Genomic DNA, 15,646 nt, shown 5'->3' with positions numbered 1-15,646 from the left:
CCTCACGGGATTGGCGCTGATCGCACCGCATCTCCGACGATCGTGGGCGTCGACTGTGTTCCTGCTCGTCGGCGCACTCCATACCGCCGGGATCGTGCTCGTCGCGCTGGTCCCGGGTTCGGAGGCCAACGTCATCAGCGGGCTCGGAATCTGGCACGGTGTCGGCGCCGTCGCCGCGATTGCGTGCGGCAACATCGTGGCCATCGTCTCGGGCCGGGCGATGTCCGTATCTCCGCCTCTGCGCTGGACCGGGGTGATTCTCGGGTGCCTCGGCTTCGTCAGCTCGGCACTCCTCCTCGCGCACGTTCTGCTTCCCGACGGTGTCTGGCAGCGCGGCGCGGTGTACACGTTCGTGGTCTGGCAATTGATCGCCAGCGTGACGGCTGCGGTAGGGCCGGATCAGAAGCACCCCAGCGCGAGCGGCGCGGAACTGCCCGCCGGCCCCCTGAGATAATCGGCTCCTCGCCACCCCCTCGGCGCCACTCGCCGCTCCGGCTGATACGTGAAGGGAACCCGCATGATCGGGACGAGCCTCATCGACACCATCACCACCCCTGACGGGGCATTCATGATCCTGGAGAACGAGGACGGATCGGTCCTCTCCTCCGGGTGGACGGATTCCGTCGAGGCGGTGCTTGCGCGGCTTTCCTCACGGAACCGGCCCACTGCGCTACCTGGGCGATCCCAGAACAGAGACGCGGTCGACGCCTTCTACTCCGGTGACGTTCGAGCAATTGACTCTGTCTCCGTTCGCCAATTCGGAACGCCGCTCCAGACCGTCTCATGGACCGCGCTTCGGCGCATCGCCCCAGGCGCGCCCATCACCTACACGGAACTCGCGGCGCGCTCGGGCAACGCCCGCGCCGTGCGGGCCGCAGCCAGCGCGTGCGCACGAAACGCACCCGCCCTCTTCGTTCCGTGCCACCGCGTCATCACCACGACAGGCGGCCTCGCCGGATTCGCGTGGGGCATTCCCGTGAAACGCGCACTGCTCGCCCGCGAGGCGGCCGCCGTGCCCCACGAATGACGACAACGAGCCCCCCAGCCTGACTCGACAGGTGGGCTCGCACCCGGTGGAGGAGGCCCACACTCGTCCGACTCGCGGACCGACAACTTTCTGGCGCTGGCGCTCGTGAAGGTCCCACCAGGCGCGTGCCGTAATCAACGCTGCAGCCTCGCCAGGCCTTCGCCCGAGGCGCGGATCGAAGGCGTGGAACGACGACCGGCGCATCCCTCGCGGACTGCTGCTTGATATCTGCTTGCTAGCATTGTTTCATGCATGTGCTCGATGATCCGATCCGATCTGCCCTCGCCTCGAGGCATGCATTCATGGCCACGATCAGCGCAACGGCGGCTCGATATCCGACCGATGTCGCGCCGTTCGGAGCTATGCCGATGAACCCACAACCTGAGGATTGGGGCGCTCTCGCACGACTTACTCCCCGTGACGAACCCGTCGCCATGTTCGTGCCCTCCGATTTCGTCATCCCGTCCGGCTGGACGCTCCTCCGAAACATCGCCCTCTCGCAGCTGACCGACGACGAGGTCAACGTTTGTGAAGAACGCGGCACAGATATTGTCGAGCTGAACGCCAACGATGTGGAGGAGATGCTCGAACTCACCGCGCTCACCCAACCCGGACCTTTTTTGCCGCGCACCGTCCTTTTCGGCGGCTACGTCGGGATCCGTCACGGCCGCCAGCTCGTCGCAATGGCGGGGCGACGACTGAGCCTGCCGGGCTGGGTCGAGGTCAGCGCCGTGTGCACCCATCCTGATGCGCGCGCCCGCGGCTACGCGAAACGTCTTCTCCGTGAACTGGTGCGTGACATCCAAGCCGGAGGCGACCGCGCCTTCCTCCACGTGGCGCACGGTAACCCCGCTCAGCGCGTCTATGAAGCACTGGGATTCATGGTGCGCCGCGACGACCTGAAAGTAATCGAGGTGGCTCCCGCGCCGGACGCGCTCCACTGACGTCCCGTCCCCGCAGCGACCAGACGTCAACCGAGCCCTCGGCAGTCCGACACGGTGAGATCCACGAGAGGAAATGGCGTCAGGGCCGAATAATCCCGTCTCTTCACCGGCATATGGCCCGGGGGCGCTGACCGTGCGGTTGTAGACGCTCGCGAGAGTGCCGTCACTCTTCAAGAGTTCAACGGAGGCGGGGTAGCGTCGATCGCGGGCCGCCCGAGGGATGCCGAGCGAACGGCCCACGGATCGGCCGGGTGTTGAATAGCGGGGTGGATCCGACTATCGCGGTGCGACTGTTCGACTCCGACGGTGCTGTCGCGCTGACGGAGTTCCTGCATGGCGCGTATGCCGAACTCGGTGCGATGGGGCTGAACTACACCGCCGTCGACCAGGACGCGGAGACCACCCGGAAAAGGGCTCTCGGCGGCCAGAGCTGGATCGTGGAGCAGAAGGGGCAGAGAGTCGGAGCCCAGACGATCGGCGTCCGCAGACCGTGAGTGTCGAGACGAGATGCCTGCCGGTGCCGGGTGGTCGCGACGTGGACGTCACGGTGCGGATCTCGACCGAACTCGCACCTGCTGCTCCACCGGACTGGCTGCCACTCACCGACGACGACCGGACCCGGCTCACGGCCTTCCGGAACGAGGACGACGCGCGCCGGTTCGTCACCGCGCGCCTCCTCGTCGCCGATCAGATGAGGTCGATCGGTGTGCCGCTGTCCGAGGTGCGCCTCGTCCGCCGCCGTGACACGGCCGGCGAGTGGAAGCCCGTGCTGCGGTCGTCCGGATCGCGGAACCTCCCGTCCGTCTCGCTGTCGCACAGCCGCTCCTGGGTCGTCGCCGCGTTCGCACACGGCGCGCAGGTCGGCATCGATGTCGAAGCGCACGCTGCGTTCGACCCCCTCGACCGAGAGGTCCTCTCTCACGTCTTCACCCCGCGAGAGCTCCTCGGCGTGAGTACCCCGCGCGATGCCGCCGTCCTCTTCACCCGCAAGGAAGCCGTCCTCAAAGCACTCGGGTTCGGTTTCGCCATCGACCCGCTCACGCTGGAACTTGACGGCTGTCGAGTGCATCGCTTCGACTCGCCGGAGGCGCGACCGCTGAGCCTCTCTCCGCTCACCGTTCCCGGGGCCGCATCAGCCGCTCTCGCACTGTGCTGAGCACGCTGCGGGGGTCACCTCGGAACCTGCTGGCTGTCTTCGATCCACCGCGCAACCACAGGCCCGAACACCTCCCAGTTCGCGGCGCGACCGAGCCCCGCGTGGTCGAGATCGACCTGTTCCACTCGCAATGTGCCGGCGATGCGTGCTCGCCAGTCGGCGTCGCGGCGAGCGGCTGTATCGGAGTCGATCCCACGAGTCGCCGCGACCAGCAGCGCATCACCGGGAATCGAGCCCACAGACGGGGGTATCGACAGTCGCAGGTGTCGTTCGAAGGTGGAGGTCAGGCGCGCTCGAGTGGTGTCATCGAGGTCGGCGAGCACGGGGTCGGTCGCGAGAGAGGCCACGAACCCCGCGACCATCGCGTCGAGTGGTGCATCGACCTCGTCACTCGCCCCGTCCGCGTAGCTATCGAGGAGCACCACCGATGCGACGTCTTCTCCGAGCTGGGCAGCAATGGCGTGAGCGAGTTGCCCGCCGAACGACCAGCCGAGCAGGTGGTAGGGACCAGTAGGACGGATCGCTCGGATCCGTTCCACCTGGTCTGACACGAGGGACTCGACCGAATCTCGTTCCGGCCCGCCAGACAGGGCGGGATCCTGGAGCGCGTACACCGCGTAGCCCGGGTCGAGGTGGCGGCAGAGTCCGGCGTACGCCCACCCGAGCCCGCCCGCCGGCTGCAGACAGAACACGGCAGGACCGTCGCCTTCTCGCAGCTCCAGCACGGGAGCGAACATGCCCTCGCTGTGATCGCCAGCCGCCGCACGCGCCAGCCCCGCCACCGTCGGCGCGCCGTACAGGTCGCGAACGCTCAGATCCAGCCCCGATGACGACCGCAGCCGGGAGACGACGCGCACGGCAAGGAGGGAGTGTCCGCCGAGCAGGAAGAAATCCTCGTCGCGTCCGATCTCGCCCACTCCGAGAACGTCCGAGATCGCCTCCGCGATCAAGTACTCCACATCGCCGATCGGCTGCTGCTTCTCCGTCGCCTCGCGCTCGGGCGTGGGGAGCGCGCGCAGGTCGAGCTTGCCGTTCACCGTCAGCGGAAGCTCGTCGACGAGAGTGACGGAACGCGGAACAAGGTAGTCGGGGAGGGTCGAGCGAAGAGCGCCGAGGATCTCCGGCGCCGACACGGAACGGTTCGCCGGCTCCGCCACCACGTAGGCGGCTAGCTCGGTGCCTCGATCTCCGCGGACCGGCACGAGTGCCGATCGCCGTACTCCGTCGAGAGCAGTGATCGCAGAAGCGACTTCGGCAGGCTCCACACGGTGGCCTCGGATCTTGACCTGATCGTCGCCGCGCCCGAGGTAGCTGAGCAGACCATCGGCACCTACCACGACGATGTCGCCGGTACGGTACATCCGGCCGCCCGGTGCCCCGAATGGGTCGGCGATGAAACGCTCCGACGTCGCATCGCTTCGCCCCAAATAGCCTCGCGCGAGACCGACGCCGGAGAGATACAGCTCGCCGGCGACGCCCGCGCGGACTGGCTGCAGACTCCGGTCGAGCACATACGCCGCGGTGCCCGCAATGGGTCGTCCGACCGTCGACGTTGCGCGCTCGGCGACGTCGGCGCCGAGCGCGTTGATCGTGTACTCGGTCGGCCCATACAGGTTGTAGCCGCCGACTCCCGGCGCGTTCCGGAGCGCCGACCACAGGTCGTCGGGCACCGCTTCGCCCCCGAGCGAGACGAAGACCACACCCGTGCCGTCCGCGGTGGGGTCGACGCAGCGTTCTCGCGTGAGCAGCCCCTCCTCCACGAGGACCTGGCCGTAGCTGGGGGTCACGTCGAAGCCGTCGATGCGGTTCTCGTCGTAGTACTCGAGGAGCGCGCGGGGATCCCTTCGCATGTCGTCGTCGATGACATGGACGCTGTGCCCCTCGAGAAGCCACAGCAGCTGCTCCCAGGATGCGTCGAAGGCGAACGAGGTCGTATGCGCGATGGCGAGGCGGCGGCCGCCGGCGGCGGCAACGACGGGCGTGAAGATCTCGGCCCGATGATTGACGAACATGTTCGTCAGCCCGCGATAGGGGACGGCGACCCCCTTCGGCGTGCCGGTGGAACCCGAGGTGAAAATGACGTACGCGAGCGAGTCGAGGTGTCGCGCGGGCTCGACGAGCGGACGATCGACCACCGCGTCCGGGGCCAGGGTCCGGTAGGCCGTCGGGACCGCGCCAGCGAGGGACTGGTCGACGACGACCACGTGTGGCGATGCCTCCGCAAGGATCTCCGCGACCCGGATGCCGGGCACGGTCGGATCGATGGGCACGTAGGCGGCGTGCGCAGCGAACACGGCGAACAGCGCGACGATCATCCGTTCGTCACGCGGCAGATACAGCGCAACCCGTGATTCGGGCCCGATGCCGTCGGCCTGCAGGGCCGCCGCCAGGCTCGTCGAGCGACGCACGAGATCCTCGAAGCTCCAGCGGGTCGGACCCGCGACGACCGCGAGCCCGTGCGGGTCGAGACGAGCGCGCCGAACGAGGAGTTCCCACACGGTCGAGCCGAGCAGGCCCTCGTCCTCGGACAGGATGGCGGCCCCACGCAGGGGGCCGGAAGCGTCCTCGCCTCCCGCGCGGACATCCAGAGTGGCCATCGGGCCGACGTGGTCGGCGATCCTGTCGAGCGCCCGGCGGAACGCGGCGACGATCCGCTCGGCCGTCCGCCGCGCGACGTTTTCGTCAGCCCAGGCCCCCGGCCGGAACATGACGCGGATCTTCGCGCCGGCACGTCCGTCACCCGGGTTGACGACCACCGTCAACGGATAGTGGGTAGCGTCGCGGACGGTCTGCCCGCGCTGGCTCAGCCCACCGTCGCGGCCCAGCCGCTCGCCGGCGGGGGAGACCGGGATGTTCTGGAACACGAACAAGGTGTCGAACAGCTCGCGATGTCCCGACGTGGCGAGGATCTCCGAGAGGGGGACGTAGGGGTGGGCGAGCATGACCCGTCGGAACAGCGTCAGCTCGTCGAGGTGAGTCTGCACGTCCCCGCCCGGCCGGAACCGCACACGAACGGGCACGGTGTTGAAGAGCAGACCCAGGAGATCGTCGATTCCTGGGATCTCCGGCGGCCTGCCGGAGGTGACGGTGCCGAAGACGACATCGTCCGCTCCCGTCTCGTACCGCACAGCGAGCGCCCACGCGAGTTCGTAGACGGCACTCAACGGTGTCCGGGAGGCGACTCCCCGCCGCCTCAGCCGCTCCGTGAGGGCCGGCTCGAGGAGGATGGTGTGGTCGACGGAGCGTCGATCGTCGGGGCTGGTCCCCGTGCGTTCGGGCTCGGCGACGAGGGTCGGCCCCTCGATCCCCTCCAGCGCGCCGCCCCACGATGCACGTGCCGCCGCGAGGTCCTGACCTGCGAGCCACGAGGTGTATGCCGAATAGGGAGGGGCCTCGCTCTCGTCGACCGCTCCCGGGCGCGTGTACTCGTCCAGGATGCCGCGCAGCAGACGCCAGAGGGACCACCCGTCGAGCACCGAGTGCTCGACCGTGAGAACCCAGGTGTGCTGTCCGCCGTCGGAGCCGGTGAGGAGACCGAATCGGAGGAGCGGCCCGTCTCCGTCGAAGCCCCTCTGGCGTTGCTCTGAAATGAACGTCTCGGGATCGTCACCGCGGCGCACCTCCCACTCGATGTTCAGGGAGCGTGGGACGACGAGCACCGTGCGCTCGCCGACTCGACGGAAGTGCCCCGCCACGTGCGGATGGCGTTCGATCATCCGTGCCGCGGCAGCGCGAAGGGCTGCCACGTCGAGGGTTCCGGTCAGTTCCGTGATCGTCTGCGAGATGTACACGTCCGTGTCGCCGGACAGGTCGCGGTGGAACAGCAGTCCTTCTTGCAGCGCGGTCGCCGGGTACACGGCACGCAGCCGGCCGGCCGTCCGCTCGATCCGGCGAATCGCGGCGGCACCGATTCTCGCCGCATCGTCCGTCTGTGCGCGGGCGGGGCGGGTGATCGCGGTGATCGTGCTCGGCGGCCCGTCCGGGATCCGTTGCTGCGCTATCGAGTCGGCGACGGCCTGCGCGTCCGGGAGGCCCGACACGGTGATTTGCCAGCGATCTTCGACGATGCACGCGGTGACGGCGATGTGCCCCGGGCGGTGGGCGACGGGCCGGTCGGACATGTGGATGTCGACGAAGAGGTCCGGTTCGGCCACCTCGTCGAACACCCCGGGGGTATGTGTGCTGAGGGTCCCGGCAAGGAGGTAGTCGCGCGCGGCGAGGGCGTTCGGTTGGACGATCGTTCCGTCGTCGTGAACGAAGACAGGGAAGACGCGACGTCGGTGGCCGACGGCAGAGGCGTGAGCGACCTCGTCCCGGTCGGGCTCGCTGACCATCAGTCGTCTCGGCGCGTCGACGACATCGACCACTGCCGCCACCACCGCGCCGCGAAGCCACGTCACGGACGCAGGCGCCCCGCCCATGTCGGCGGAGGCGGTCGCATCAGACGTCGGGGTGGAGGCGCGGCCCGTCTCGACGAACGCGGTCGTCGTCTCCAGAACGTCGAGCCACGACTCGGCGGAGTCGATGATCTCCAGATCAGCGGCGCGGCGGAGGAGAGCCTCCGTGTAGTCGGCGGCGTCGCTCGTCCCGAGCGGAACGCCTTCGGACAGGGCGGCGAGCAGCGCGGGCCACGACTCGTCGTCGATCACGTCGGAGGCCGCCCTCAGCAGCACGTCTTCGCCCGAGATCGCGGCGATGACGGGCCGTCCTCTCGTGGTGTCCGGCAGCCGCATGCCGTCGGTCACGTCCGCCGCATCGAGGATCTCGCCGAGTTCCAGCGGCACATACCGATCATCGTCCCGGCGGGTACCGACGCTGTCGCTCGAGACGTACAGACTCACCAGCGCGGCGGCGAGGTGATGGCGGGGAAGGCTGACACGTCGAGAGCTGAACTCGTCGCTCCGCGGGGACAGGGCAGGCCGGCCTCCCGACGACCGGGTCAGGGCGAGTTCGTCGACGACGAGGGAGGGGTTTCCGGTCAGGGCCACCAGCGCGAGAACCACCGACTCGAGCAGCCCGGCGGCGGTCTCCGGGTCGAAGATCTCGGTGCGGTACAGCACGTCGAGCACGAGGCCTCGGTCGTCCTCTCCGATGGCGAAGGTGAGGTCGAACTTGGCGGTCGGCTCCGCGTCGTGGCGCAGCTCGGCCGTGACGTCACCGAGGTGGACGCGTCTCGTTCGACGGTCGACGTCGGCGATCATCACCTGGAAGAGCGGGTGCACACCGGGCTGTCGGGGAGGAGCGACCTCCGCGACCAGTTCATCGAACGGCACGGCGCGTCGCTCCCACGCGTCGAGCGCGCACGTCCTGACCCGTGAGATCACGTCGCCCACCGTCAGGGCACCGTTCAGTTCGGTGAAAGCGACGATGGTGTTCAGGAACAGGCCCACTCCCGCCTCCTCGTCACCGCGGAGGTCGGCCGCCATGCCGACCGGGACGCGGTCGCCTGCGCCGTGAGCGCGCAGAGCCAGGGCGACGGCGGCCTGCAGCAGCATGAGACGGGACGCTCCCAGGCGCCCGGACGTTTCTGCCACGGCGCGGGCCGTCCACTCGGGAAGACGCTGTTCTGCCACGGCGGCGTGCGAGCTCGGCGAAGCCTGACGTGGACGGTCCGTGGGGAGCGCCGTGACGGCCGGCAGCTCGGCGAACGCCTCCGCAAGGCGACCGGCCGGCTCGTGCGGCGGGTCGACGTCGCTCGCGGGGCGAGTCCAGGAGGGAGCGTCCCCGACGAGTCGACGCGAGTAGGCGTGCTCGAGGTCGTCGAGGACCGTGTGCACCGATCGTCCGTCGGCCGCGACGTGGTGGATCACGATGACGACGTGGCCGGAGTAGACGGCGGCGGCGGACGGCACGTCCCGCGTGGGATCGGGCGCGACCGGAAGCGTGCCGTCCCAGGCCTGCTCGGAGAGGTCGAGAACCGGCACGTCGGTGGCCTCTCGCACCTGCTCGGTCCAACCCTCGGCCGTCTGGGAAAACGCTGTCCGCAGGCTCACGTGATGCGTGGCGACATCTCGAAAGGCTGCCGTGAACACGTCCACGTCGAGGTGGCCTGCGACCAGCCTCAACACGACGGGCATCGCGTAGGTGTTCGGCGACTCCTCGAACTCGGCGAGGAAAAGCATGCGCTCGCGCGCTCCACGTGCGAGGACGGCGTCTCGATTGGCGCTCATGTCACTCTCCCTTTCTGAGGCGTGCTGCGTCGTGGATGTCCTCGATGAGGCGTTGCAGGCTTCGCTTCTCGTCGGCGAGCAATGCCATCCGATGGACTACGAGCCGCTGCCCGCTCGGTGACGTGTCGATGACGGCGAGTCGACCCGCGGCGACGTCGACGGTGTTCCCCGCAGGAAGCTCCTTCAACTGGAACGCCCGCCAGAGCCGAGCGCGACTGCGGTCGAGACGCACACGTAACTCGGGTCGGGCCGCGGCGACCGTCGAGAGCGCCCGCTGCGCTGACTCGGCGTCGGCGATGGCGAGAGGTGCGGAGACCGTCATCGCATCGATGTCGGTGCCGTCACGCTTGGCGGAGGCGATGGCTGCCGGTACTGGCACGGGCTCGGCGGTGGCGCTGGCGTCTGCTGCGGCAGGCTTCGAGGCGTGTGCTCGGAGCGGTGCGCAGCGAGCCGCCAACGCTTCCACGGTCCGCGCCTCGAAAAGATCGATGACCGAGATCGCGAGCCCCCTCCGGTGGGCCGCGGTGACCACGGCGATGGCCGAGATGCTGTCTCCGCCGAGAGCGAAAAAGTCGACATTCGCGGGAGCGGAGGCGGCACCGAGAGCGTCGGCGAACACCTCGCACAGAGCCGTCTCGGTCGGGCTCTCCGGAGCTCGTCCGCCGACGACCGTCGGACCCTGGTCGAGCATCGGGAGGCTCGCCCGGTCGAGCTTTCCGTGCGGAGTGACCGGCAGAGACGGGACGGCGGTCAGCCGGGCCGGCACGAGAGCCGACGGGACGACTCCGGCCGCGTGACTGCGCACCGCGTCAGACTCGGCCCGGCCCGTGTACACCGCCACCACGGTGCCGTCGACCACGAAGGCTGCGGCCGACTCGACTCCGGGTGCCGAGGTGAGCGCCGACTCGACCTCGCCGAGCTCGATCCGCTGGCCTCCGACCTTGACCTGGTTGTCACGACGTCCGAGGTACTCGATCGTCCCGTCCGGACGTTGTCTCGCGCGATCACCCGTGTCGTACATGCGCGCACCGACGACAAAGGGGTCTGCGACGAACCGCTCTGCCGTCAGCGCCGGGCGGTGAGAGTATCCACGCGCCAGCTGCACGCCGGAGAGATACAGGTCACCGGCCGCTCCGGGCACCACAGGGCGAAGTCGCCGGTTCAGGATCCGGCAGCTCACTCCGGGAAACGGCAGGCCGATGCCGATGGGCGTCGTGTCCGACACGTCGATCGCGGCAGTGACATCGACCGCCGCCTCCGTCGGGCCGTACAGGTTGTCCACGCGAACCTGGGGCAGCACGCGGGAGAACTGCCGCAGATGGTGAGCGGTGAGGGCTTCTCCGCTGCAGACCACCAGGCGCACACTGCGGGCGACCGCACGGGCGACCTCCGGCGCTCCGGACAGATAGTCCAGGAAAGAAGCCAGCACGGACGGTACGAAGTGCACAACCGTGGCTCGTGCGTCCACGATGGCCGCCGCCGTCGCAGATGGATCACGATGCGCATCCGGAGGCGCGATCGCCTGCCGAGCCCCGACGATGGCCGGCAGGAACAGCTCCCAGAGCGAGACGTCGAACGTGAACGGCGTCTTGTAGAGGATCACATCGTCTGCCGTGATCCCGTGTAGGTCGGGTGCTGCCAGAAGACGGTTCACGATGGCGCGATGACTGACGACCACGCCTTTCGGCCGTCCGGTAGAGCCCGAGGTGAACAGCACGTAGGCGGCATCGTCGGGGTGTGGCGACGTCGTTGGCGCAGTCGATGCCCGGGGGGCGTCCTCCAGCACGAGGTCGGCGCCCGAGTCGGTGACGACTGCCCCGCGCCGGGCGGCCGGCCACGCGGGGTCAATGGGCACGTAGGCCGCCCCCGCGAGCACGACCGCATGGACGAGATCGACCTGTCGGGCGCTGCGGGCAGCGCAGACGCCGACGACCGACCCCGGCCCGATTCCCTCGGCCGCCAATGCTCCCGCGATGCGGTGGGCCTCCTCCGAGGCGCCGGAGGCGACGAGATCGGTCAGCGTCCGCGAGTGTCCCGCCTCGATCTCGTCGGGGCCCTCGAGGAGGACGGCGGTAGCGGTGTCGACCTCATCCAGGGCGAGGTCGCTCAGCGTGTCGGGGGAGCACAGTGCTGCACACACGTGCCGGAGGAAACGGTCGGCTTCGTCGGCGTCGATGGCCTCGACCGCGTACTCGAGTTCCACGGTGACGTCGTCGCCGACTTCCGCGACGGTGACCGTCGCGTCGAACTTGGCGGTACCGGTCGTGATCGGGACTCGTGTTCCCACGTGCTCACCCAGCACGAGCCGGTCGAGGCGACGCGACTGGTGGACGACCATGAGGCGCGGGGCAGCGCGGTCGCGCAGCTCCGGCGCGGCCGACACGAGGTCCGCGATGTCCGCGCAGGCGTCGAGGGCCGACACGATCTGTCCACGAAGCTCGGAGTCTCGCCCGACAGCGAACAGCGTCGTCGTGACGTTGCATCCGACGACGCCATCGTCCGGGGTCGTACGCGCTACCGGTGCGGCGATCAGCATCGACGACGGCCCGCCGAGCCTTTCGACGGCGCTCGCCACGGCCCGCAATGCGAGCTCGAAGACGCTGGCGTCGGTGCGTCGATGACGGAGGGCGTCGACCGACGGTCCCGTCAGCGTCCGTGCTCGTGTCCGGCCGGCGCGGCCGAACCCCGCAGGGAGAGAGCGCCAACCGGGTATGTCGGCCGCGTCGGGCAACGGGCCCAGACGCGCCAAGGCGTCGGCCGCGCTCTCCCCGGACGGTGCGTGAAGGACGGCGGCGGTCTCCCCTCTCGGGGCGGCTCCGTCCTGGCGTGCGCGCACCGCTTCGGAGAGGGTGTGCAGCAGGACCGGCTCCGACGCCTCATCGGTCGCGCTGTGGTGTATCGCGAGGAGGAAGAGCCACCCGTCGGGCACTCGGGTCAGAGCGGCCCTGATCGGCGGAGTCGATGCGAGGTCGAAGGGTCGCCTCACGAACTCGTCGGGGTCCGTCGCGAGCTCGAGTCGGGGCGCCGACCGGGGATCGTCTGCCGCGAGGCGTTGCGCAGTCACGGCGCCCCCTTCGGGGAAGAGCAACGTCCGTAGCGCCGGATGCCGACGCGTTGTCGCCGCCAGGGCGGCCTGCAGCACGTCGCGATCAGGCTCGCGCTCGAACAGGAACGCCAGGGGCACGGTGTAGCTCGCCGCCGCGGTGGCAAGCTGTGACGACAGCCACATCCGCCGCTGACCTGGACTCGCCTGCATCGTGGCCGGCCCGTCCGAAGCGACGATCTCGACGGCGCTCGTCGAGTGTTCGGCGCGCGCGACGAACTCGGAGAGCCCCGCGAGCGTCGGATGCTCGAACACGGCGCGCGACGGCACTCTTCGGCCGAGCGCGCGGGACAGCCGGTGGGCCACCCTGACCGCGGCGAGCGAGTCACCGCCCCTGGCGAAGAAGCCGCTGGTCGGCCCGATCTCCGCGATGTCCACTCCCAGAACCTCCGCGAACGCGCCGGCGATCCGCTGCTCGACGGCGCTCAGTTCGTGCGTGCCGGGCGGAGTCCGCTTCGGCTCCGGCAGAGCGGTCCGGTCGACCTTCCCATTCGCCGTCGTCGGCAGTGTCGCGAGCGCCGTGATCCACGTGGGGACCATGTGTCGGGGGAGGTTCTCCGCGGCCTGGCGGAGGGCTGACGCCTCGACCTCCGAGGCGCTGGCTCCCGATGCGGGGACGACGTAGGCGTGGACGCACGCGGCGCGGACGATCGCGACGCACGCGCGCACTCCCGGTGCGGCAGCGATCGTCCGCTCGATCTCTTCGAGCTCGACTCGCATGCCGCCGATCTTGACCTGATGGTCGGCGCGACCCAGGAACTCCAGTTCGTCGCCGTTCCACCGAGCGCGGTCTCCTGTGCGGTAGAGACGTTCGGTGCTCGCCGGATCGTGGCGATCGTGGAAAGGGTTCGCAATGAAACGTGCCGCCGTGAGGGCCGGCGCATTCACGTATCCTCGTCCGAGCAAGTCTCCTGCGGCGTAGAGCTCGCCGCCCATCCCGGCCGGGACCGGCCGAAGGGCGCGGTCAAGCACATACAGCTGGCAGCCCGGGTTGGGGCGCCCGATCGATGTCGTGGAGCGAACTCCGTCTCGTCCGTAGACGATGTGGGAAACGCCGATCGTCGCCTCGGCGGGGCCGTAGCCGTGGTACATCGTCGCGGCCGGCAACTGCAACCGGAACCGATCGAACAGCTCGGGCGTCAGCAGCTCGCCCCCGCACCACACGTGTCGAAGTCCGCCCAACTGCGGTGCGTCGGTCTCGGCGTCCGTGTCGAGAAGGACGTCGAGCATCGACGCCACGAGGTAGGTGAACGTCACACCGTGCTCCGCTATGAGGTGCAGCAGCCGCTCGGGTTCGCGCTCCTCCCCGTCTCGGGCGACGACCACGGTGCCTCCGGCGCAGAGCGGAAGCAGAACCTCGTTGATCGAGATGTCGAACGACAGCGGCGCTTTGAACAGGCTGGCATCGTCGGCGCCGAAGCCGAGAACATCCTCGATCTGCCATCGCATGCGGCTCGCGATGGCGCTGTGACGGATCATCGCGCCCTTCGGAGCGCCGGTGGAACCCGATGTGAAGATCACATAGGCGAGCGACTCTGCGTCACGCGAGACGACGTCCGCGGGCGGATCGACCTCGTCGAGGTTCACGTGGTGGCTCGGCAACCCCGTCGAGCCTCCCGCCCCGGGCCCGACGAGAACCGCACGCGCTCCGGAGTCGGCGAGGACCGTGGAACGTCGCCTCTGCGGCCATGCCGGGTCCAGCGGTACGAAAGCGGCCCCCGCCATCAGAACTCCGAGGAGGGATGCGACCATCTCGGCGCTTCGATGCATGTCCACGGCGATCACGGATTCGGCGACTGCGCCGAACTCGTCACGCAGCCGACGAGCAATATGGGTCGCCGCCCCGAGGAGGTGCCGGTAGTCGACTGCGCGGTCGCCATCGATGACCGCGACCGACGCAGGAGCCTGGTCCGCTCGGGCGAAGACCATGTCCACGACGTCCCTGTCCGAGAGGCAGCGTCCCGTGTCGTTCTGCTCGGTCAGGAGAAGTCTGCGCTCGGCCGGGTGGACCAGGCGATGACCGTCCAGGACGCCCTCCGGCGCGCGCACCGCCGACGAGAGGAACGCCGAGAGAGCGGCCGCGTGCGAGGCGAGCTCGGTCCGGTCTGCCCGGCCCCGCACCACGATGCGCAGGCGGCCGAGACCGACCTCACCCTCGGCCACGAGCTCGAGGTCGGTGGAGGGTCCGACCCAGGCCGACCGGAGGACTCCGTCCGGTCGGTCCGGACCGAGCATCACGTTGATTCCCGGCGCCGTGAGAACCGACTCCCCGAACCTGGCGCGCAACGCGCGGACGGCGGCGTCGGGATCGGCGCTGTGACGGCGGAGGCCTGAACGCAGAGCATCGTCGAACGCGCGGAGATGTGTGTCGACGGTCGTCTCGTGGTCCACCGTGGTGACGAGGGGAAGGACAGCGGACCGCATCGTGATCGCGTGCCGCGGCCCGGCGCCCGCGACAGCGAGGCGTACCGCGTGGGGCCCTGGGCCACGCACGGTCATCGTGTACGCGCTGAGGAGTCCCGCGACGACCCGCCCGACGCTCAGACCGCACCGAGCGGCGAGTGCCGGGAAGGAGGCCACCATGTCGGGGTCGAGGTCGATCGAGACGCTCTCGATCACGCGCGTCGGGCGTTCGGCCAGCCCGTCGTCCACCGTGTCCAGAGCCGAGATCACGGAATCCCACGAGCCCGTGTCGATGCTCGACGGCGGCGCAGAGGGCAAATCGTCCGGGCTCTCCGCCGTGCCGTCGAGATCGGCGAGCACACGGCGCGTCAGCTCGTGAATCGACCGTCCGTCCACCAGCACGTGGTGGTACGCCTGCGCCCAGACGTAGCCGCCCGGTACCAGGAGGATCTCGTGGGAGTGAAGCGGCCCGCCCGTGCCGAGCGCGACACGTTCCCGCACGCGTGCGACTCGCTCGGCAACGGCGAGATCCGGGTCCTGCGCCGCGCGAAGGTCGATCGTCGCGGGTCTCGCGGGCGCCGCGCACGCTGCCCAGCGCGGCGCTTCCTCCTCGAGGAGGATCGTCTCGGACAGTCGCTGGTCCTTACGCAGCACGCGCTCGATGGCGTCGACGAGTCGAGCGAGATCGTGAACGTCGGCGAAGCGCGTGGTCCATCCGAGGTGGAAGTCGGAGGCGTTGTCCGGGTCGATCTCCGAGGCGACCCACACAGCGCGTTGCGCGGGGGTGAGGGTGGTGGCGAGTGGCACGGATCTACTCCTCCATGTCCGGGTGATGCGGACGTC

General features: G+C 69.4%; 7 protein-coding genes. 5 read left to right on the top strand and 2 right to left on the bottom strand.

The annotated features are described in order from the left end of the window. The first annotated feature begins 55 nt into the window (after positions 1-55). The 5 genes from ITJ45_RS08700 to ITJ45_RS08680 all read left to right on the top strand — a co-directional run bounded on the left by ITJ45_RS08700 (position 56) and on the right by ITJ45_RS08680 (position 3,127). Positions 56-454: a hypothetical protein gene (locus ITJ45_RS08700; RefSeq protein WP_194607804.1), complete on the top strand. Its 399-nt coding sequence runs from the start codon at positions 56-58 to the stop codon at positions 452-454. A gap of 63 nt (positions 455-517) precedes the next feature. After that, the gene (locus tag ITJ45_RS08695; protein ID WP_194607805.1) at positions 518-1,027 is read left to right on the top strand and encodes a methylated-DNA--[protein]-cysteine S-methyltransferase; all 510 of its coding nucleotides are present in this window, start codon (positions 518-520) and stop codon (positions 1,025-1,027) included. 248 nt (positions 1,028-1,275) lie between these two features. Beyond that, positions 1,276-1,971, top strand: coding sequence for a GNAT family N-acetyltransferase (locus ITJ45_RS08690; protein ID WP_194607806.1), 696 nt, complete (start codon positions 1,276-1,278; stop codon positions 1,969-1,971). A 266-nt stretch (positions 1,972-2,237) separates the two neighbouring features. After that, the gene (locus ITJ45_RS08685) at positions 2,238-2,465 is read left to right on the top strand and encodes a hypothetical protein (RefSeq protein ID WP_194607807.1); all 228 of its coding nucleotides are present in this window, start codon (positions 2,238-2,240) and stop codon (positions 2,463-2,465) included. Positions 2,466-2,506: 41 nt separating this feature from the next. Continuing rightward, a complete protein-coding gene (locus ITJ45_RS08680; RefSeq protein WP_194607808.1) occupies positions 2,507-3,127 on the top strand; it encodes a 4'-phosphopantetheinyl transferase family protein in 621 nt (206 codons plus the stop codon). Between the two features lie 14 nt (positions 3,128-3,141). On the opposite strand, the gene ITJ45_RS08675 is transcribed toward ITJ45_RS08680, so the two are convergent. Continuing rightward, positions 3,142-9,297, bottom strand: a complete 6,156-nt coding sequence (locus ITJ45_RS08675) for a non-ribosomal peptide synthetase (protein WP_194607809.1) — start codon at positions 9,295-9,297, stop codon at positions 3,142-3,144. Position 9,298: 1 nt separating this feature from the next. Next, positions 9,299-15,610: a non-ribosomal peptide synthetase gene (locus ITJ45_RS08670; protein ID WP_194607810.1), complete on the bottom strand. Its 6,312-nt coding sequence runs from the start codon at positions 15,608-15,610 to the stop codon at positions 9,299-9,301. Positions 15,611-15,646 lie beyond the last annotated feature (36 nt).

The organism is Rathayibacter sp. VKM Ac-2879 (assembly GCF_015351245.1).
Taxonomy (GTDB): domain Bacteria; phylum Actinomycetota; class Actinomycetes; order Actinomycetales; family Microbacteriaceae; genus Rathayibacter.
The sequence above is the reverse complement of the archived record's forward strand: the minus strand, read 5'-3'. Positions and strand labels throughout refer to the sequence as shown.

What these genes read in the sequence shown, in the direction of transcription:
- ITJ45_RS08695 (WP_194607805.1), top strand. Translation starts at nt 518, where the DNA reads ATGATCGGGACGAGCCTCATCGACACCATCACCACCCCTGACGGGGCA.
- ITJ45_RS08675 (WP_194607809.1), bottom strand. Translation starts at nt 9,297, where the DNA reads ATGAGCGCCAATCGAGACGCCGTCCTCGCACGTGGAGCGCGCGAGCGC.
- ITJ45_RS08690 (WP_194607806.1), top strand. Translation starts at nt 1,276, where the DNA reads ATGCATGTGCTCGATGATCCGATCCGATCTGCCCTCGCCTCGAGGCAT.